Origin of the sequence: Streptomyces sp. NPDC005794 (assembly GCF_042871445.1) — a bacterium.
Classification (GTDB): domain Bacteria; phylum Actinomycetota; class Actinomycetes; order Streptomycetales; family Streptomycetaceae; genus Streptomyces.
This window is the reverse complement of sequence record NZ_JBIAIN010000003.1, coordinates 50,039-69,214: the sequence shown is the minus strand read 5'-3', so window position 1 is coordinate 69,214 and position 19,176 is coordinate 50,039. Positions and strand designations below refer to the sequence as shown.

Here is a 19,176-nt window from a genome sequence, read left to right as displayed (position 1 = left end):
GACGACCCGTGACCGGACCGTGCCACCATGTGAGCCGCGACAGACGGAGGAGCCGGTGACGGCAGCAACGCAGCAGTCGGGAAGGCGGGCCATGGGTGCCGACGGGGGCAGCAGTACGAGCGAGGCCGGTGCGGGGGCACGTACGGCGCGCGTCCCGAAGTACTACCGGCTCAAGCGCCATCTCCTCGAGATGACGGACACCATGCCGCCCGGCACCCCGGTGCCGCCCGAGCGGACCCTGGCCGCGGAGTTCGACACCTCGCGCACCACGGTGCGCCAGGCCCTCCAGGAGCTGGTGGTCGAGGGCCGGCTGGAGCGCATCCAGGGCAAGGGCACGTTCGTCGCCAAGCCGAAGGTGTCCCAGGCCCTGCAACTCACCTCGTACACCGAGGACATGCGCGCCCAGGGCCTGGAACCCACCTCCCAACTGCTGGACATCGGCTACGTCACGGCGGACGACACGCTCGCCGGGCTGCTGGACATCACGGCGGGCGGGCGGGTGCTGCGGATCGAGCGGCTCCGGCTCGCCAGCGGTGAACCGATGGCCATCGAGACCACGCACCTCTCGGCCAAGCGCTTTCCCGCGCTGCGCCGTTCACTGGTGAAGTACACCTCGCTCTACACCGCCCTGGCCGAGGTGTACGACGTCCGGCTCGCCGAGGCCGAGGAGACCATCGAGACCTCGCTCGCCACACCGCGCGAGGCGGGGCTGCTCGGCACGGACGTGGGCCTTCCGATGCTCATGCTGTCCCGGCACTCGATCGACGGGGACGGCGAACCGGTGGAGTGGGTGCGCTCGGTGTACCGGGGTGACCGGTACAAATTCGTGGCCCGCCTGAAGCGCCCCACGGACTGAGACCGTTCCGGACCCCTGACACCTCTGATCCCCCCGCCTTCGCAGGGGGATCAGTCATTTTCGGACGACACCGGACCGTTGCAGGACCGCAATGCGGACGGGGGGTGACGATGGCCGGAACTCTCGCTTAGATTTCCTGCGCATTGCACCAGGTGATCAGCGAGGGGACGGAGCCGCCACATGCCGGAAGAAAACGGTGCGAAACCACCGACAGTGACACCCACCAGGGTGGTCATCGCGCTCTGCCTGATCGCGCCGTTCGTGGCGATGCTCTGGGTCAGCTCGTACGCGAAGGTCGAACCGACCTTCATCGGCATCCCGTTCTTCTACTGGTACCAGATGCTCTGGGTACTGATCTCGACCGCTCTCACCATGATCGCGTACAAGCTGTGGCAGCGTGACCAGCGCGCCCGCAAGGGGGGTGCCTCCGCATGAAGGACGGCGTGAACGGCGTCGCACTCGCCGTATTCATCTTCTTCTTCGTGGCCGTCACGGTCATCGGATTCATGGCCGCGCGCTGGCGCAAGGCCGAGAACGAGGCCAGCCTCGACGAATGGGGCCTGGGCGGACGGTCGTTCGGCACCTGGGTCACCTGGTTCCTGCTCGGCGGCGACCTCTACACGGCGTACACCTTCGTCGCGGTGCCCGCGGCGATCTACGCGGCGGGCGCGGCCGGCTTCTTCGCCGTCCCGTACACGATCCTCGTCTACCCGCTGATCTTCACCTTCCTGCCGCGCCTCTGGTCGGTCTCGCACAAGCACGGCTACGTCACCACGTCGGACTTCGTCCGTGGCCGCTTCGGCTCGAAGGGGCTCTCGCTGGCGATCGCCCTCACCGGCATCCTCGCCACCATGCCGTACATCGCACTCCAGCTGGTCGGCATCCAGGCCGTGCTGGACGTCATGGGCGTCGGCGGCGGCGAGACCACGCACTGGTTCATCAAGGACCTGCCGCTGCTGATCGCCTTCGCCGTCCTCGCCGCGTACACCTACTCCTCGGGGCTGCGCGCGCCCGCACTCATCGCGTTCGTCAAGGACGGCCTGATCTACCTGGTCATCGCCGTGGCGATCATCTACATCCCGATCAAGCTCGGGGGCTTCGACAGCATCTTCGCGAAGGCGAGCGAGGCGTTCGCGCAGACCAACGAGGCGACGGGCCAGCCGCGCGGTGCGCTGGTGCCCGGCGACATGGGTCAGTGGGGCTACGCCACGCTGGCTCTGGGTTCGGCGCTGGCCCTCTTCATGTACCCGCACTCGATCACGGCGACGCTGTCCAGCCGCAGCCGTGAGGTGATCCGGCGCAACACCACGATCCTGCCGCTGTATTCGCTGATGCTGGGTCTGCTGGCCCTGCTCGGATTCATGGCGATCGCCGCTGGGATCAAGGTGGACAACGGCCAGCTCGCGATCCCCCAGCTGTTCGAGACCATGTTCCCCGACTGGTTCGCGGGCGTGGCCTTCGCCGCGATCGGTATCGGCGCCCTGGTGCCGGCCGCGATCATGTCGATCGCCGCGGCGAACCTCTTCACCCGCAACATCTACAAGGACTTCATCAAGCCCGACGCGACCCCGGCCCAGGAGACCAAGGTCTCCAAGCTGGTCTCGCTGCTGGTCAAGGTCGGCGCGCTGGCCTTCGTCCTCACCATGGACAAGACGGTCGCGATCAACTTCCAGCTGCTGGGCGGAATCTGGATCCTCCAGACGATGCCGGCCCTGGTGGGCGGCCTGTTCACCCGGTGGTTCCACCGCTGGGCCCTGATCGCGGGCTGGGCGGTCGGCATGATCTACGGAACGGTGGCCGCGTACGGCGTCGCCAGCCCGACGCAGAAGCACTTCGGCGGGTCCTCGAAGGAGATTCCGGGAATCGGCGAGATCGGCTACATCGGTCTCACCGCGTTCGTACTGAACCTCGTCGTCGTGGTCGTGCTGACCTTCGTCCTCAACGCGGTGAAGGCCCCGGCCGGAGTGGACGAGACCTCGCCGTCCGACTACACGGCGGACGTCGGCGACGCGGGCGTCAAGGCCGAGCTTCCGCCGGCCACGGCGGGTGCGCCGGGCGGTCACTGACCTTCCCCAGCGGTCACGGGGCACGACGCCGTCCCGGCAGGGTCCGCCCTGCCGGGACGGCGTCGTATCAGGCAGGACCCCACGGGCCCGCCGTCGGCCGGAACCGGGGCGCGCCACGCCCCTCGGTTGCGGCAGACTGCGGCCCATGGACGTATCGATCAGGCCGGTCCGGCCGGCTCAGTTCGAGGACCTCGGCGAGATCACCGCCCAGGCCTATCTCGGTGACGGCCTGCTGGACTTCGGCGCCGAGGATCCCTATCTGGAACAGCTCCGCGCGGTGGGTCGACGGGCGGCGGAGGCCGAGGTGCTGGTCGCGGTGGACGCCGACGGCCGGCTGCTGGGCGGCGTCACCTACGTCGCGCCCGGCAGCCCGTGGGCGGACATCGCCGGGGACCACGAAGCCGAATTCCGGATGCTGGCGGTCGCGCCGGAGGCGCGTGGGCGCGGGGCGGGCGAGGCCCTCGTACGGGCCTGTATCGACCGGGCACGAGCCGCCGGCGGGCTCTCCGCGATCGTCCTGTCGACACAGCCCTCCATGCTGGACGCCCACCGGATCTACCGGCGCCTCGGCTTCGTACGGACTCCGGAGCGGGACTGGTACCCGCTGGAAGGCCTCTCGCTCCTCACCTTCCGCCTGGAACTCTGACCCACCACGACACAACATGTGGGGGCTACTTCGATCGGCAGCCCCCACATGTATGCTCGACCTCGCTGTCGCCGCAGGGGAATCCGGTGTGAATCCGGAACTGTCCCGCAACGGTGTGATCGGTGTGTTTCGCGCACCCCGAAGTCCGAAGACCTGTCGACAGTGCGTCCGGCTCGACCGAACCGGACGTCAGACGTCCGGGCCCCGCGGAGGGCCGGTGGACGCCGTGCGCCGTGCTGCCCTTCCCCGGGCGCCGTCGTGCCCGGCTGCCCCGCTCCCGCAGGCCCTGAGCCGAGCGAGGGATAGCCCCCAGTGACCATCGCGCCAGCCGATCCGGTTTCAGCCGCGGAATCCGAAGGCCGCACCACCGACGCACCCGGGACCGCGCTGCTGCGGACCCTGACCGACCTCACCGCCGATCTGCCCGACACCGACCCCGGACGGGTCGCAGCCTCCGCACTGCGCGGCCGCAGCGCGCGGGCGGACGAGGCCGAGCTGCGCTCGCTGGCCACCGAGGCGGCCGCAGGCCTGATCTCCGAGGACCCGGCCTACTCCAGGCTCGCCGCCCGGCTCCTCACCCGGGCCGTCGCGGACGAGGCCGCCGGTCAGGGCGCTGTCTCCTTCTCGGCGTCGGTCGCCGTCGGACATCGCGAGGGCCTCATCGCGGACCGTACGGCCGAGTTCGTCGCGCTGCACGCCGCCGCTCTCGACTCGCTGGTCGACCAGGCGCTCGCCGACGGCGCCGACGACCGCTTCGGCTACTTCGGGCTGCGGACACTGCACAGCCGCTACCTGCTGCGCCACCCGCTCACCCGCGAGGTCGTGGAGACCCCGCAGCACTTCCTGCTGCGCGTCGCCGCCGGGCTCGCCGAGGACACCTCCGAGCGCGCCCTGGAGGAAGTGGCCGCGCTGTACGGCCTGATGAGCCGGCTCGACTACCTGCCCTCCTCCCCCACCCTCTTCAACTCCGGCACCCGTCACCCGCAGATGTCGTCCTGCTACCTGCTGGACTCACCGCTGGACGAGCTCGACTCGATCTACGACCGCTACCACCAGGTGGCGCGCCTCTCCAAGCACGCGGGCGGCATCGGCCTCTCGTACTCCCGCATCCGCGCCCGGGGTTCGCTCATCCGGGGCACCAACGGGCACTCCAACGGCATCGTGCCGTTCCTGAAGACGCTCGACGCCTCGGTCGCCGCCGTCAACCAGGGCGGCCGGCGCAAGGGCGCCGCCGCCGTCTACCTGGAGACCTGGCACGCGGACATCGAGGAGTTCCTGGAGCTGCGCGACAACACCGGCGAGGACCAGCGGCGTACGCACAACCTCAATCTGGCGCACTGGATCCCGGACGAGTTCATGCGGCGCGTCGACGCGGACACCGAGTGGTCGCTGTTCTCCCCGGCGGACACCCCCGAGCTGGTGGACCTGTGGGGCGACGCGTTCGACGCCGCGTACCGGGCCGCCGAGGCCAAGGGGCTCGCCCGCAAGACCCTCCCGGCCCGTGAGCTGTACGGACGCATGATGCGGACGCTCGCGCAGACCGGGCAGGGCTGGATGACGTTCAAGGACGCCTCCAACCGGACCGCGAACCAGACCGCCGAGCCGGGCCGCGTCGTGCACTCCTCGAATCTCTGCACCGAGATCCTGGAGGTCACCGACGACGGCGAGACGGCCGTCTGCAACCTGGGGTCGGTCAATCTCGGTGCGTTCGTCGCCGACGGCACCATCGACTGGGAGCGGCTGGACGCCACCGTGCGTACGGCGGTGACCTTCCTCGACCGCGTGGTGGACATCAACTTCTACCCGACCGAACAGGCCGGCCGGTCCAACGCCCGCTGGCGCCCGGTGGGCCTGGGAGCGATGGGCCTGCAGGACGTCTTCTTCAAGCTGCGCCTGCCGTTCGACTCCCCTGAGGCCCGCGCGCTGTCCACGAGGATCTCCGAGCGGATCATGCTGGCCGCGTACGAGGCCTCCTGCGACCTCGCCGAGAGGTCGGGCCCGCTGCCCGCCTGGTCCGAGACCCGCGCCGCCCGGGGCGTGCTGCACCCGGACCACTACGCCACCGCGCTGAACTGGCCGGAGCGCTGGGACGCGCTGCGTGCCCGGATCGCGAAGAGCGGGATGCGCAACTCCCTGCTGCTCGCCATCGCGCCGACGGCGACGATCGCCTCCATCGCCGGGGTGTACGAGTGCATCGAGCCGCAGGTCTCCAACCTCTTCAAGCGCGAGACGCTGAGCGGGGAGTTCCTCCAGGTCAACGCCTACCTCGTGGACGAGCTGAAGAAGCTCGGCGTCTGGGACGCGCGGACCCGTGAGGCGCTGCGCGAGGCGAGCGGCTCCGTGCAGGGCTTCGCCTGGATCCCCGAGGACGTGCGGGCGCTGTACCGCACGGCGTGGGAGATCCCGCAGCGCGGCCTGATCGACATGGCGGCGGCCCGTACGCCGTTCCTCGACCAGAGCCAGTCGCTGAACCTGTTCCTGGAGACGCCGACGATCGGCAAGCTCTCCTCGATGTACGCGTACGCCTGGAAGCAGGGGCTGAAGACGACGTACTACCTGCGTTCGCGCCCGGCGACCCGGATCGCCCGCGCGGCGTCCGGGACGGCCGCAGCCGCTGCCCCGATTCCCGTACAGCAGGCCGCCGCTCCCGACGCGGACGCGATCGCCTGCTCCCTCGAAAACCCCGAGTCCTGCGAGGCCTGCCAGTAATGACCACGTCCGCGAACAAGAACCTGCTCGACCCGGGCTTCGAACTGACCCTGCGCCCCATGCGCTACCCGGACTTCTACGAGCGCTACCGGGACGCGATCAAGAACACCTGGACGGTGGAGGAGGTCGACCTCCACTCCGACGTCTCCGACCTCGCCAAGCTCTCACCCGGTGAGCAGCACATGATCGGCCGGCTGGTCGCGTTCTTCGCGACGGGTGACTCGATCGTCTCCAACAACCTGGTGCTGACGCTCTACAAGCACATCAACTCGCCCGAGGCCCGGCTGTACCTGTCGCGGCAGCTGTTCGAGGAGGCCGTGCACGTCCAGTTCTATCTGACGCTGCTCGACACCTACCTCCCGGACCCGGAGGACCGCGCGGCGGCCTTCGACGCGGTCGAGGAGATCCCCTCGATCCGTGAGAAGGCCCAGTTCTGCTTCAGGTGGATGGACTCGGTCGAGAAGATCGAGCGGCTGGAGACGAAGGCCGACCGCCGGCGCTTCCTGCTCAACCTGATCTGCTTCGCCGCGTGCATCGAAGGCCTGTTCTTCTACGGCGCGTTCGCGTACGTCTACTGGTTCCGCTCGCGCGGCCTGCTGCACGGTCTCGCCACGGGCACCAACTGGGTGTTCCGTGACGAGACGATGCACATGAACTTCGCGTTCGAGGTCGTGGACACCGTCCGCAAGGAGGAGCCCGACCTCTTCGACGACGAGCTCCAGCAGCAGGTCACCGAGATGCTGAGGGAGGCCGTCGAGGCGGAGCTGCAGTTCGGCCGCGATCTGTGCGGCGAGGGCCTGCCGGGGATGAACACCGAGTCCATGCGTCAGTACCTGGAGTGCGTCGCCGACCAGCGGCTCACCCGGCTCGGCTTCCCCGCGCTCTACGGTTCCGAGAACCCGTTCTCGTTCATGGAGCTCCAGGGGGTGCAGGAGCTGACGAACTTCTTCGAGCGCCGCCCCTCCGCGTACCAGGTGGCGGTGGAGGGGTCCGTCGGCTTCGACGACGACTTCTAAATCCTTCCAGATCCTTCTAGATCCGCGCCCAGGACCTGATGTACGGGCGCCGCGTGACCGTGACCGGTTGCGCGGTGCCCGCCTTTTCCGGGGGTGCCGCCGCTCCGCGCCGTGCCGCTTCCCGCAGCTCGCGGTCGATCCGGAGTTCCCTCGCGAACCCGACGAGCGCGGGCAGCAGCACGAGGGCGAAAAGGGCGGCTATGACCAGGTAGCTCAGGAATGTGTTCATGGCTCTACTGTCGTCCGCGCGCCCGAATTCCGGCAGTGGCAGGACTGTCACACCCCCTCGAATTACTGCCACACTGACGTCATGCTGAAGAATGTCGCCGTCCTGCTGCTCGACGAGGTCCATCCCTTCGAACTCGGCGTCCTGTGCGAGGTGTTCGGGCTCGACCGCTCCGAGGACGGGCTGCCCGTCCAGGACTTCGCGGTCGTCTCCGCGGAGGGCCCGGTGCTGCGGACGCACGCCGGGTTCTCCATCAACACCCCCTACGGCCTGGACCGGCTGGAGGAGGCCGACCTCATCGCCGTACCCGCCGGGAGCCACTTCGTGGAGCGGAAGTACCCGGAGGAGGCCCTGGAGGCCCTGCGCCGGGCGGTCGAGCGCGGCGCGCGGGTGCTGAGCGTCTGCTCCGGCGCCTTCGTCCTCGGTGAGGCAGGGCTGCTGGACGGCCGCCGCTGCACCACGCACTGGCGGCACTCCGACGAGCTGGCGCGCCGCTTCCCGAAGGCCGTCGTGGAGCCGGACGTGCTCTACGTGGACGAGGGTCCGGTCATCACGTCGGCCGGCACCGCCGCGGGCATCGACGCCGCCCTGCACCTGGTCCGCCAGGCACACGGCCCCGCCGTCGCGAACTCCATCGCACGCCGCATGGTGGTCCCGCCGCACCGGGACGGAGGCCAGGCGCAGTACGTCAAGCGCCCGCTGCCCCGCACCCGGTGCGACACGGTCGGTGACACCCTCGCCTGGATGGAGCACCATCTCGACCAGGAGATGACCGTCGAACAGCTGGCCGCCCAGACCCACATGTCGCCCCGGACCTTCGCCCGCCGTTTCCAGCAGGAGACCGGCACCACCCCGTACCGCTGGCTGCTCCGGCAGCGGGTGCTGCTGGCGCAGCACCTGCTGGAGACCTCGGACGCGACCATGGACACGATCGCCGGACAGACCGGCTTCGGGAACGCGGCGGCGCTGCGCCATCAGTTCGTACGTTCACTGGGCACGACTCCGAACGCCTACCGCCGCACCTTCCGGGGGCCGGCCGACATGACCGAGGCCGCGTGAACGAGGCCGCGTGAACGAGGCCGCGTGACCGGACGGCCCCCGGAATGCCGTCAGATGCCGCAGCCGGAGGCCGACCAGAAGTGGTTGGGTCCCTGGTTCACATGGATGTGGTCGCTGTGCCCGGCGTAGCCCGGGCCGAGGATCCCGTTGAACCCGTGGTTGCGGGCCTGCTGGGCGATGGCGCACAGGGAGTGCGGTCCGGCGCCGAGGTCGACGGCGTCACCGTAGAGATGGCGGCTGTTCGTGGCTCCGCCGACCGCCGCGTTGCAGGAGGTGGACCGGAAGCCGCTGGTGACCCGGAGGGGCTGGTCGCCCAGTGCGTGCCGCAGGGCCTGCAGCTTCCACATGCTGCTCAGGGCGTTGGCCTTGGCCGTGCCCGCGGCGACCGCTCCGCCCGCCCAGGTGCTGTTGCACGTGTTGAGCTCGGCGTAGGTGAAGTTGACGGGCGTGCAGTCGTCGTCCTGGAGCGCGTAGAGCTTGGACTGCGTGGCCGGTCCGGCGATCCCGTCCGCGGCGAGGCCGTACGCGGACTGGAAGCGCTTGACGGCGGCGGTGGTGGCGGGGCCGTACGAGCCGTCGACGGCCAGCACGGAGTTGTATCCCGGATAGCCGGCCACCCGGATCTGGAGCTGGGTGACGTCGTTGCCGGTGGCGCCCGGCGACAGGGTGCGGGTCCAGGTGTAACAGCCGTCGGCCTGCGCGGTGCCGGCGGTGACGACGGCACCGCCGATGGCGAAAGCCATGGTCATGACAAGGCCGAGCAGCAGATGTGCGGTACGTCTGAGCATGGGGATCTCCCTGCGCCTCGAGTGGAGAGATTAAGTGTGGGGACGAGCCTGGCGGACGGGTCGACGCGCGTCAACTGCGCCCCGGAGAACGCTGGTTGACGAAGCTCTCCCCTCTCCCGCACCGGCGGGCACAGGAGAGGGGCCCCGCACGTGGCGAGGCCCCTCTCCGTACCGAGGTCAGTCGTTCGGGACGACCTCGTAGCGCGGCGTACCCTCCGCCATCTGCTTCAGCGCGTCCTTGCGGTCCCGCTTGGAGAGCCGGTCGATGTACAGGTAGCCGTACAGGTGGTCCGTCTCGTGCTGGAGGCAGCGCGCGAAGTAACCGCTGCCCCGCACCTTCACCGCGTTGCCCTGGGCGTCCTGGCCACGCACGACCGCGTAGTCGGGGCGGGCGAGCGCCGCGTACGCCGTGGGCACGGAGAGGCAGCCTTCGTTGGAGTCGTCGAGGTTGCGCCGGTCCGGCGCGAGATCCTCCAGCACCGGGTTGCAGATCGCGCCGACGTGCCGCACCCCGTCGTCGTCCGGGCAGTCGTAGACGAAGACCTTGCGGTCCACACCGATCTGGTTGGCGGCCAGGCCGACGCCCTCCGCCGTCCGCTGGCTGGCGAACATGTCGTCGATCAGCTGCGCCAGCTCGTCGTCGAACTCCGTGACGTCTCTGCACTCCTTGTGCAGGACCGGGTTGCCGACCACCGTGATCGGGCGGGAGGTGCCGCGCTCCCGGTGCGCCGCCTCGCGCGCCTCGCAGTCCTCGGTGTCCACGAGGAATCCCTCGTCGTCCACACCGGTCTGCTCGTCCGTCTCCTGCTGCGACATGTCCGCCGTACGCCTTCCTGCAAACCTGAAACCCGTGACCACCGCACCGGAATCGGTGCCCGTACAGCCTACGGGCACCTGCGGGCACCGCTCAGCAGACTTCCTCGAGATCCCGCCACTCGCGGCTGTCCGGGCTGTCCGCCACCCAGCCGTCCAGCAGCCCGCGCACCAGCCCGGCGGGGGCCGCTATCCCGCACTCACGCTCCGGCACCCACAGGTCACCGGAGGTGCGGTGGCCCAGGGGCCCGGGGTGACCGGGCTCGCTGTGGTCGTGCGGGTCCAGGTGCTCGCCATGGCCCTCGTCGCTCTCCATGCGGCTCTCCGAGCACGCGCGACAGAGCAGCCGCACGGACGACGACCAGTCCTCGGCGGCGAATCCGGCGTCGGAGGCCAGCTGCTCCAGCGCGTCCCGGTCGGCCTCGGTGGCGGCTTCCAGGAGCACCACCCAGGTGGGGACGGGAGACGGCGCCCACAGCTCGATCTCGTCGAAGACCGGGTACGACGGCCCGGCCGCCGTGACCCGCTCGCCGTTCGGCACTCCGTCGTGCAGGACGACCTCGCCCCAGCGCCGCCCCGAGGACGGCAGCGGGATCGACAGCACTTCCATCCGTGCCGGGTCGAGCCTGCGGCCCCAGACGACCTCGGCCTCGCCCTCGGGCGAGAGCCGCACGGCCGCGCTGCCCAGCTCCATGCCCGTGGGCTCGCTGTTGGCCGCGGCGTCGTGCGGGCCGCTGCCCGGCGCCCTCAGCCCGTAGGCCTGCCAGGCCCGGCGCGCCAGTGGCCAGTCCTGCAGGGCGGTGGCAGCGATTCCGACGTTCCACCAGTCCGGGGCCCCGGAGCCGCGGTCGAGCAGGGCGACGGCGCGCAGGCCGGCGGCCCTCGCCTGTTCCCAGTCGTGCCGGAACTTGTGCAGCAGCGCGAGATTGAACCAGGACTCGGAGAGCCAGGGCTCCAGGTCCGCCGCGCGCGTCAGCAGCGCCCCCGCGTCCTCGTACCGGCCGTCGCCGATCAGCGTGAACGCGCGGTCCGTGGCCTGCCGCCAAGAGGCGGACGGCCGATGCCGTACCTTCCCGAAGATCCTCACGATTCCCGCCTGTCCCGACTGGACACCCTCTTTACCGCTCTCCTTCGCATCCAACCATGCCCGGCCGGACGCTCGCTCATTACCCATGGGTTACCCAGCCCCGACCGGGGTCAGACCGCCCCGCGCCAGAACTCTGGCCAGCGCTTCCACCACCTGCGGCTGGTAGTCGCGGCCGGTGCCGAGCCTCAGCTGCTCCAGGGCACCCAGGGGCCCCTTGACGCCTTCCCCGCACAGGTCGTCGTACGCGTTGACCGCACGGACGATCCTGGCGGCGGTCTGCTGTTCCTGGTACGGATCGGCCTGCTGCTCCACCACCACGGCCACCGCGGCGTCCACCCCTGTCTGACGGACCACCGCCCCTCCGAGCAGGGCGATCCGGCGCTGCTCCGCGGCAGGGAGGACGGCGGTCGCGCCGGCGGCCACCGGATCGACGAGCGAGAGCTGGCCGATGTCGTGCATCAGCGCCGCGTACTCCAGCACGGTCAGCTCCGGGCCTGCGAGCCCCAGCTCCCTCCCGACAGCCGTCGAGAGTTCGGCCACCCTGCGGGCGTGACCGTGCGGGGTGTAGCCCGCGATCTCCGTGGACCGGGCCAGCGAGGCGATCGTCTGCCGGTACGTCGTGCGGACGGCCACGTACCGGCGGAACGACACCTGGGTGAGCAGCAGCGGTACGCACAGCACGGGCAGGGCCCACAGCCCCGCGACGGCGACCCCGAGCGCCATCACGGCACCGGTCGCGCAGACCGCCGAGCCGATGCCGCTGAGCGCGCGGAGTTCGTCGCGGAGCTGCGGCCCGTACGGACGGGGCGTCCCCGCCGTGAGGGCCGCGAGGACGGCGTCGCAGAGGGCGGTGAGGATCAGCAGCACGATCAGGAAGAGGGCGAAGTCCGGGCCCGCGCCGAACCAGCGTTCCGACCTGCCCGAATGGTGGAGGGGCTGGAAGCACACGGCGGCGAACGCCACCGCCAGCACGCGCCGGGCGGCCTGGTCGGGCCCGGGACCGCTGCCGCGCGCCATGTGGGGCACGGAGGCGAGCAGCTGTGCGGCGGCGACGACGGTGACCACTTGGAGGACCCCGTGCGCGGTCTCCTGTCCGCCGCTGCGCCCGAGCAGTGCGTACGCGAGTGCCCCGGCCGCCCCCAGCGGCGCGGGCTCCCGCTCCCCGGGCAGTGCGCCCCAGCGGGCCAGCTCACCGACGGTCACCAGGACTCCGAAGGCGAGGGCGTGGCCGGGCTCGACGACGCCGTGCCACAGGGTGTGCCCGAGCGCGACGACCGCGAGGACCAGCGCGGCGCCGCGGACCGATAGAACGGCCGGCGACGGGTGGACCGGGGTCATCGCGGATGCCCCGGCCGGCCCGGGGAACCGGTGGCGCGCCCCCGCGCCCCCGCCCGCTGGTGCGGCAGCCCGGGCGGCTCCTCGTCCGAGGTGACCGTGTTGGCCGCGGCGGACCAGCCGTGGCGGTCCAGGGCGTGCGCCAGCGCGCGCACCATCCGGGGGTCGAACTGGCTTCCGGCGCAGCGCTCCAGTTCCTCCACAGCAGCGGGTACGGGCCGCCCGCGCCGGTAGGAGCGCGTCGAGGTCATCGCGTCGAAGGCGTCCGCGACCGCGACGACCCGGGCGAACTCGGGGATGCTGTCACCGGCGAGGCCGTACGGATAGCCGCTGCCGTCGAGCCGCTCGTGATGGTGCAGGATCGCGGCGCGCGCCTCGTCCAGGAAGCCGATGCCCCGGACGATCTCGTGGCCGTACTCCGGATGCAGCTCGATGACGCGGCGTTCCTCCGGGGTGAGCGGACCGTCCTTGCGCAGGACCCGGGTCGGGACGCCGAGCTTGCCGACGTCGTGCAGGATTCCGGCGAAACGGAGAGCCTCCATCCGGCTCTCCTCCATGCCGAGTTCACGGGCGATCAGCTCGGAGGCGCGGCCCACCCGCTCGCTGTGTCCCCGGGTGTACCCGTCCTTGATGTCGACCGCCTGCACGAGCGCCCTGATGGTGGCGCGGTGGGCGGCGTGCTGGCGGTGGTACTGCGCGAAGACCCAGCAGGAGATGTACATCGGCAGCAGGACGACCAGCGCGGACAGCGGCCCGTAGGGGCTGCGCCACAGGACGGCCATCATCAGTCCCGCGAGCGCGTGCACCAGGTGGGGCCCCACGGAGCGGGCCGGCAGCCCGCACCAGGCGTGCCTGACGGCCACGCGTTCCGCCGTGACGAGGATGCCGCCGTCCAGCGCGGCCAGCACGAGGCTGAAGACGAGCGCTGTCGCGCAGGCGGGGAGGAGGGCGTACGGAAGATCGGGCGCGGCGCCCCCCGAGGCCCCGCCGAGCGTGGCGGGGCCGCCGAGGAACGCGTACGTCCATGAGGCCGCCCCCACGCTCAGGGCGAGCTGGGCGGCCCTCCAGACACGGCGGGCCGTGGCGGGCGGCCGCTCCACCCGGCCGGCGAGCGCGCCGGGCACGGCGACGAGCACGGCGGCGGACGGCGGCAGAAGGAACGCCCCGGCGAGCAGCAAAGGGAAGAACGATCCGGCGCCGACCGGCACTGAGCCACCGACGACGCGGCAGCGGCCGGGGAGTTCACAGGCCAGGTAGAGCGCCGCGAGGAGGCCGAGCGTCCCCCAGGGCGTGCCCGCCCCCGGAGACAGCGCGGGCAGGGCGCAGAGCGCGGCGCAGACCGCCGTGCACAGGATATGGACGCGTGCCGCCCCCGGTGTGCCCCTCACCTGTACCGCCCGCCCCAGCCTGGTCGATGGAGGCGCCAGGCTAGCGAGTTGGGCGTCGGTCAGGCTTCGAACGGGCCGGATTAGCACGTTCGGGTGACACGACCGGGGTTCAGCAATCGGCGTGCCGGCGGACCGCTGTCACTCGGCGGCGGCGGCCGGACGCTCGGCGCCACCCATGGCCACGTCCTGCTCGGGCACGGCCTGGCCCGAACGGATCAGGTCGATCCGTCCCATCACCTTCGAGCGCAGGTCGGCGGGGACGTCGTCCTGCCCGCAGCAGCGCTTGACCAGCTTCTTCACGGCCTGCTCCAGGCCGTACTTCTCCAGGCACGGGGAGCACTCCTCGAAATGCACCTCGAATTTGGTGCAGTCGCCCTCGGGCATCTCATGGTCGAGAAACTCATAGAGATGATCGAGAACCTCTGAGCAGTCCGTCTCGTGCGGCTCTCCGCAGCTCATGAGCCCGAGCCTTTCCTGTCGTCCGACTCACCGGCTCCGGCCGGGACGAGCCCGCGCTCACGCGCGTAGTCCTCCAGCATGCCGCGCAGCTGACGGCGTCCCCGGTGCAGCCGGGACATCACCGTACCGATGGGTGTCCCCATGATGTCCGCGATCTCCTTGTAGGCAAAGCCCTCTACATCGGCGAGGTACACGGCGATGCGGAACTCTTCGGGGATCGACTGCAGCGCGGACTTCACATCGGAGTCCGGCAGGTGGTCGAGCGCCTGGGACTCCGCCGAGCGCAGACCGGTCGACATGTGCGACTCCGCACGCGCCAGCTGCCAGTCCTCGATCTCCTCGGCGGCACTCCGCTGGGGTTCCCGCTGCTTCTTGCGGTACGAGTTGATGAAGGTGTTGGTAAGAATGCGGTACATCCACGCCTTGAGGTTCGTGCCCTCACGGAACTGGTGGAAGGAGCCGTACGCCTTGGCATACGTCTCCTGCACCAGGTCCTCGGCATCCGCGGGGTTGCGCGTCATGCGCAGCGCGGCCGAGTACATCTGGTCCAGATATCCGAGGGCGTCCCGCTCGAAGCGCGCGTTCCGCTCGGCAGTCGTCTCCTGCGCACGGCCGTCGTCGGTCCCTGTGTCGGTCCCAGTGACCGGACCCACCTCCTCCAACGATGTGGCGGAACCGAAACCGGACCCGCTCGCATCGGAGAATAGTCGACCTTCCTTCTGCGCGGGCTGCCGATCGGATCCGCCCGGGGCGCGCGCCGGAGTGCGCGTGGCCGCGTGAAGGACCGTCCACTCCAGTTCAGCGGCGTTCGAGCGGCTCGGGCAGATGGTCGAACCCATGCGACGGACTCCCTCTCCACGTACGACGTTGTTGTACCGACACCAGCCACAACAGCCGCCCCGCATGGCGCATTCCCGGGGCTTGAGCGGGTGCCGGGAGTGTGAGGGCCACCTCGTGGCCGGCGGTCAGGAGAGCCCGTCCAGCCAACCGGCCACCGCCTCGGTGAGGAGGTCCATCGACTGATCCTGGGTCAGCGGCGCCTTCTTCGGTACGGCGAAGCCGTGATCCGCGTACGGCACCGCGACGAGCCCGTGTTCCCCCGGAGGAAACTCCTCCGGCCGCCCGAACGGATCGCGGCCGCCCTGCACCACGAGGGTCGGGACGCCCGCGCCGAGCAGCTCGTCCGCGCGGGACTTCTCCGGCTTACCCGGCGGGTGCAGCGGGAAGCTCAGCGCGAGAACCGCGCGGGCGCCGAGCTCTGCCGCCGTACGGCAGGCCACGCGGGCCCCCGCACTGCGTCCCCCGGCGACGACGGGGAGCCCTGGGGCCGTCAGCGCAGGCCACAGGCCACGCCAGCCGGTGTCCAGGGTCCGGGGCGCGGGCGCCAGCCTCTTTCCGGCCACCCGCCACGGCTGCTCCACCAGGGCCACGGTCACCCGGTGGCCAGGCAGCACGCCGGCCAGGGCCTGGAGGTCACGGGCCTCGATGCCGCCGCCCGCTCCATGGCTGACGGCAAGCACCAGACGGGCCTTCTTCGCGGGGATCCAGGTGATCCTGGCCTCCCCGGCATCCGTGCCGACGTTCTCGGTCTTCCGCGGGGTCGCTGCAGTACGGCTCACACCGCCCATCCTGCCGGGTGCCGGGTCAGAAGAGCGTGCTCACCTCCGGCGCGGCCAGCTCGTCCAGGAGTTCCGGGCCGTTGTTGCGGACGTTGCTGACGGCGGTCGCCACCGGATAGGCCCGCATCAGTCCGCCCGGCGGCGGCTCCAGCAGCGCCTTCAGCTCGTCGACGTCGGTGCGCGCAGGGTCGAGCCAGGCGTCCCACCGGTCCGGGGTCAGCATCAGCGGCATCCGGGGGTGGATGTCGGACAGCGAGGCGGGCCCCTCCGCCGGCGCCACCGCGAGCGGGGCCGTCTCCGCCTCGGTGGTGATCACCGAACAGGTCACCCACCAGGCCTGCGGATGGTCGTCGGGCAGCGTCCGGTCACGCCAGAACTCGTACAGACCGGCCATCGCGAAGACGGAACCGTCCGCGGGGGTCACGAAGTACGGCTGCTTCCGGGGCCGCTTCTTCTTCCCCTTCTCCTCCAGCTGCCGCTCGTCGGCCCCGGTGACCCACTCGTAGTAGCCGTCGGCGGGCAGGATGCAGCGCCTCGACACGAAGGGCCGGCGGAAGGACGGCTTCTCGTGGACGGTCTCGGCGCGCGCGTTGATCATGCGGGCGCCGCCCTCCGGCGACTTCGACCACGACGGCACGAGTCCCCACTTCAGGGCGCGCAGCTGGCGAACCGGACGCCGGTCGTCTGCGTCCTTCACAGGACGGTCCAGAACCGCGTAGACCTCCTTGGTCGGCGCGACGTTCCAGTCGGGCTCCAAGGTCTCCGTGGGTTCCCACTTCTCCACGCCGAAGAGCCCGGTCAGATCCTCTGGCCGCCGACTCGCCGCATACCGTCCGCACATAAGTGCCAGACTGCCACGACCCGCCAGTCGAGTGGACCCCGATCCCTCAAGCACCTCGAGCACGTCAAGGAGCCGCACGCGCCATGGACAGCACCGAACTGGGCGATCTGTGGGATCGCGTCTTCGGCACCCAGCCCGCTCCCGAGCAGTGGCTGGTGGTCGTCACGGCCACGGCGGCGCTCGTCGCCGTGGTGCCGAACCTCATATGGCGGCTCTCCCGCAACGCGATCACCATCGCGCACGAGGGCGGTCACGGACTGATCGCCCTGCTCACCGGGCGGCAGCTCTCCGGCATCCGGCTGCACTCGGACACCAGCGGCCTCACCGTCAGCCGCGGCAAGCCGACCGGCATCGGCATGATCCTCACCGCTGCGGCCGGCTACACGGCTCCACCGCTGCTCGGCCTGGGCGGCGCCTGGCTGCTGACCAACGGCCGGATCACCCTGCTCCTGTGGCTGGCGACCGCGCTCCTGGCGGTGATGCTGGTGATGATCCGCAATCTGTACGGGGCGCTGACGGTCATCCTCACGGGTACGACCTTCCTGCTGGTGTCCTGGCTGACCTCGGCGGACGTCCAGTCGGCGTTCGCGTACACCGTGGTCTGGTTCCTGCTGCTCGGCGGCGTACGTCCGGCGTTCGAGCTGCAGTCCAAGCGCAGGTACGGCGGTGCGTCCGACTCCGACGCCGACCAGCTCGCCCGGCTGACGCACGCCCCGGCCGCGATGTGGCTCTTCCTCTTCCACGCGGTGTCGCTCTGCTCGCTGATCGGCGGCGGACGCTGGCTGCTCGGACTGTGAGAGCCCGCCCGTACCACCCTTGCGTTACGTCCCGGTTTCAGCCTTTTTGTTGAGGATCTGGGTTTGCGCTGAGCCACTAAAGTGAGGGGCATGACCGATAGTTCCGCGCACCCCGCCCTCTGGCCCGCCCCCCTAGCGACCGGGGCCGTCGACGCGACCGTCACCGTGCCCGGATCGAAGTCGGTCACCAATCGCGCCCTCGTCCTCGCCTCCCTGTCCTCCGAGCCCGGCTGGCTGCGCCGCCCGCTGCGCTCCCGCGACACCCTCCTGATGGCCCAGGCTCTCCGCGCGATGGGCGTCGGCATCGAGGAGGGCGTGGGCCCGGACGGCTCGGGCGAGGCCTGGCGGGTCATCCCCGCAGGTCTGCACGGCCCCGCCCAGGTGGACGTGGGCAACGCGGGCACGGTGATGCGTTTCCTGCCGCCCGTGGCCTGCCTGGCGGACGGCCCCGTCCACTTCGACGGGGACCCGCGGTCCTACGAACGGCCCCTGCACGGCGTGATCGGCGCGCTGAAGTCCCTCGGAGCCCGGATCGACGACGACGGCCGGGGGACGCTGCCGCTGACCGTGCACGGCGCGGGGGCGCTGGACGGCGGCCCGGTGTCCATCGACGCCTCCTCGTCCTCCCAGTTCGTCTCCGCGCTCCTGTTGTCCGCACCCCGTTTCAACCAGGGCGTGGAGGTGCGGCACACCGGCTCGACCCTGCCTTCCATGCCCCACATCCGGATGACCGTCGACATGCTGCGCTCGGTCGGCGCCCAGGTCGACGAGCCGGAGACGGGCGGTGAGCCCGATGTCTGGCGGGTCTCCCCCTCCGCGCTGCTCGGCCGCGACCTGACGGTCGAGCCCGACCTCTCCAACGCCCAGCCGTTCCTGGCCGCCGCACTGGTGACCGGCGGCCGGGTCACCGTCCCCGACTGGCCCCTGCGGACCACCCAGCCGGGTGACGCGCTGCGCGAGATCTTCACCGCAATGGGTGGCACGTGCGAGCTGACCGAGCGAGGCCTCACGTTCACGGGATCGGGCACGATCCACGGCGTCGACGTCGACCTGGGCGAGGTCGGTGAGCTGACGCCGGGCATCGCGGCCCTCGCCGCGCTCGCGGACTCCCCGTCCACCCTGAGCGGAGTCGCCCACCTGCGGCTGCACGAGACGGACCGGCTGGCGGCACTCACCAAGGAGATCAACGCTCTCGGCGGTGACGTCACGGAGACCGCCGACGGCCTGCGGATCAATCCGCGCCCGCTGCACGGCGGCACCTTCCACACGTACGACGACCACCGGATGGCGACCGCGGGCGCGATCATCGGCCTCGCCGTGGCGGGGGTGGAGATCGAGAACGTCGGCACGACGGCCAAGACCCTGCCGGACTTCCCGGACATGTGGACCGGCATGCTCGGGGAACCCTCCGGCGCCGTCGGCGTCACCCCCGGGTCACTCGGTGCCGCACCGGGAAGGCGTGGGGTCTGAG

19 protein-coding genes and 1 riboswitch are annotated in these 19,176 nt (G+C 70.8%); of the genes, 9 read left to right on the top strand and 10 right to left on the bottom strand.

Going from position 1 to position 19,176, the window contains the following annotated elements:
• Nucleotides 1-91 precede the first annotated feature (91 nt).
• The 6 genes from ACFYQ5_RS05030 (at nt 92) to ACFYQ5_RS05005 (ending at nt 7,293) form a co-directional block, all read left to right on the top strand.
• Entirely contained in the window at nt 92-856 is a 765-nt protein-coding gene (locus ACFYQ5_RS05030) for a GntR family transcriptional regulator (RefSeq protein ID WP_389194217.1), read from the top strand.
• 180 nt (nt 857-1,036) lie between these two features.
• Entirely contained in the window at nt 1,037-1,291 is a 255-nt protein-coding gene (locus ACFYQ5_RS05025; protein ID WP_389193284.1) for a DUF3311 domain-containing protein, read from the top strand.
• Nucleotides 1,288-2,922 carry a monocarboxylate uptake permease MctP gene (gene mctP / locus ACFYQ5_RS05020; RefSeq protein WP_389193281.1) on the top strand — a complete coding sequence of 545 codons (1,635 nt, stop codon included), beginning with the start codon at nt 1,288-1,290 and terminating at the stop codon, nt 2,920-2,922. The genes ACFYQ5_RS05025 and mctP overlap by 4 nt, the downstream gene beginning before the upstream one ends.
• 145 nt (nt 2,923-3,067) lie before the next feature.
• The gene (locus tag ACFYQ5_RS05015) at nt 3,068-3,568 is read left to right on the top strand and encodes a GNAT family N-acetyltransferase (protein WP_389193278.1); all 501 of its coding nucleotides are present in this window, start codon (nt 3,068-3,070) and stop codon (nt 3,566-3,568) included.
• 40 nt (nt 3,569-3,608) lie between these two features.
• Nucleotides 3,609-3,744: riboswitch (cobalamin riboswitch) on the top strand.
• 136 nt (nt 3,745-3,880) lie between these two features.
• The gene (locus ACFYQ5_RS05010) at nt 3,881-6,277 is read left to right on the top strand and encodes a ribonucleoside-diphosphate reductase subunit alpha (protein ID WP_389193275.1); all 2,397 of its coding nucleotides are present in this window, start codon (nt 3,881-3,883) and stop codon (nt 6,275-6,277) included.
• Nucleotides 6,277-7,293 (top strand): ribonucleotide-diphosphate reductase subunit beta, encoded by a 1,017-nt coding sequence (locus ACFYQ5_RS05005; protein WP_389193272.1) that lies wholly within the window; start codon nt 6,277-6,279, stop codon nt 7,291-7,293. The genes ACFYQ5_RS05010 and ACFYQ5_RS05005 overlap by 1 nt, the downstream gene beginning before the upstream one ends.
• A gap of 16 nt (nt 7,294-7,309) precedes the next feature.
• Here the strand turns inward: ACFYQ5_RS05005 and ACFYQ5_RS05000 are convergent, their stop codons facing one another.
• Nucleotides 7,310-7,522: a hypothetical protein gene (locus ACFYQ5_RS05000; protein ID WP_389193269.1), complete on the bottom strand. Its 213-nt coding sequence runs from the start codon at nt 7,520-7,522 to the stop codon at nt 7,310-7,312.
• A gap of 81 nt (nt 7,523-7,603) precedes the next feature.
• Here ACFYQ5_RS05000 and ACFYQ5_RS04995 point away from each other — a divergent pair, with 81 nt between their 5' ends.
• Entirely contained in the window at nt 7,604-8,578 is a 975-nt protein-coding gene (locus ACFYQ5_RS04995; RefSeq protein WP_389193266.1) for a GlxA family transcriptional regulator, read from the top strand.
• A gap of 50 nt (nt 8,579-8,628) precedes the next feature.
• On the opposite strand, the gene ACFYQ5_RS04990 is transcribed toward ACFYQ5_RS04995, so the two are convergent.
• The 9 genes from ACFYQ5_RS04990 to ACFYQ5_RS04950 form a co-directional block, all read right to left on the bottom strand.
• A complete protein-coding gene (locus ACFYQ5_RS04990; RefSeq protein ID WP_389193264.1) occupies nt 8,629-9,366 on the bottom strand; it encodes a D-Ala-D-Ala carboxypeptidase family metallohydrolase in 738 nt (245 codons plus the stop codon).
• Between the two features lie 177 nt (nt 9,367-9,543).
• Entirely contained in the window at nt 9,544-10,182 is a 639-nt protein-coding gene (def, locus tag ACFYQ5_RS04985; RefSeq protein ID WP_389193262.1) for a peptide deformylase, read from the bottom strand.
• Between the two features lie 91 nt (nt 10,183-10,273).
• Entirely contained in the window at nt 10,274-11,266 is a 993-nt protein-coding gene (locus ACFYQ5_RS04980; protein ID WP_389193259.1) for a tetratricopeptide repeat protein, read from the bottom strand.
• 90 nt (nt 11,267-11,356) lie between these two features.
• Nucleotides 11,357-12,604, bottom strand: coding sequence for an HD-GYP domain-containing protein (locus tag ACFYQ5_RS04975; protein ID WP_389193256.1), 1,248 nt, complete (start codon nt 12,602-12,604; stop codon nt 11,357-11,359).
• Nucleotides 12,601-13,989: an HD-GYP domain-containing protein gene (locus ACFYQ5_RS04970; RefSeq protein WP_389193253.1), complete on the bottom strand. Its 1,389-nt coding sequence runs from the start codon at nt 13,987-13,989 to the stop codon at nt 12,601-12,603. Before ACFYQ5_RS04970 ends, ACFYQ5_RS04975 begins: the two co-directional genes overlap by 4 nt.
• A 138-nt stretch (nt 13,990-14,127) precedes the next feature.
• Nucleotides 14,128-14,448, bottom strand: a complete 321-nt coding sequence (gene rsrA, locus ACFYQ5_RS04965) for a mycothiol system anti-sigma-R factor (protein ID WP_389193250.1) — start codon at nt 14,446-14,448, stop codon at nt 14,128-14,130.
• Nucleotides 14,445-15,101 (bottom strand): sigma-70 family RNA polymerase sigma factor, encoded by a 657-nt coding sequence (locus ACFYQ5_RS04960; RefSeq protein ID WP_389193247.1) that lies wholly within the window; start codon nt 15,099-15,101, stop codon nt 14,445-14,447. Before ACFYQ5_RS04960 ends, rsrA begins: the two co-directional genes overlap by 4 nt.
• 312 nt (nt 15,102-15,413) lie before the next feature.
• Entirely contained in the window at nt 15,414-16,076 is a 663-nt protein-coding gene (locus tag ACFYQ5_RS04955) for an alpha/beta family hydrolase (RefSeq protein ID WP_389193244.1), read from the bottom strand.
• A gap of 16 nt (nt 16,077-16,092) precedes the next feature.
• Nucleotides 16,093-16,908: an SOS response-associated peptidase gene (locus ACFYQ5_RS04950; protein ID WP_389193241.1), complete on the bottom strand. Its 816-nt coding sequence runs from the start codon at nt 16,906-16,908 to the stop codon at nt 16,093-16,095.
• An 83-nt stretch (nt 16,909-16,991) separates the two neighbouring features.
• Here ACFYQ5_RS04950 and ACFYQ5_RS04945 point away from each other — a divergent pair, with 83 nt between their 5' ends.
• Together ACFYQ5_RS04945 and aroA are read left to right on the top strand one after the other, a co-directional pair.
• Nucleotides 16,992-17,705, top strand: coding sequence for a M50 family metallopeptidase (locus tag ACFYQ5_RS04945; RefSeq protein ID WP_389193238.1), 714 nt, complete (start codon nt 16,992-16,994; stop codon nt 17,703-17,705).
• Nucleotides 17,706-17,795: 90 nt separating this feature from the next.
• Nucleotides 17,796-19,175, top strand: coding sequence for a 3-phosphoshikimate 1-carboxyvinyltransferase (aroA, locus tag ACFYQ5_RS04940; RefSeq protein ID WP_389193235.1), 1,380 nt, complete (start codon nt 17,796-17,798; stop codon nt 19,173-19,175).
• Nucleotide 19,176: the final 1 nt, after the last annotated feature.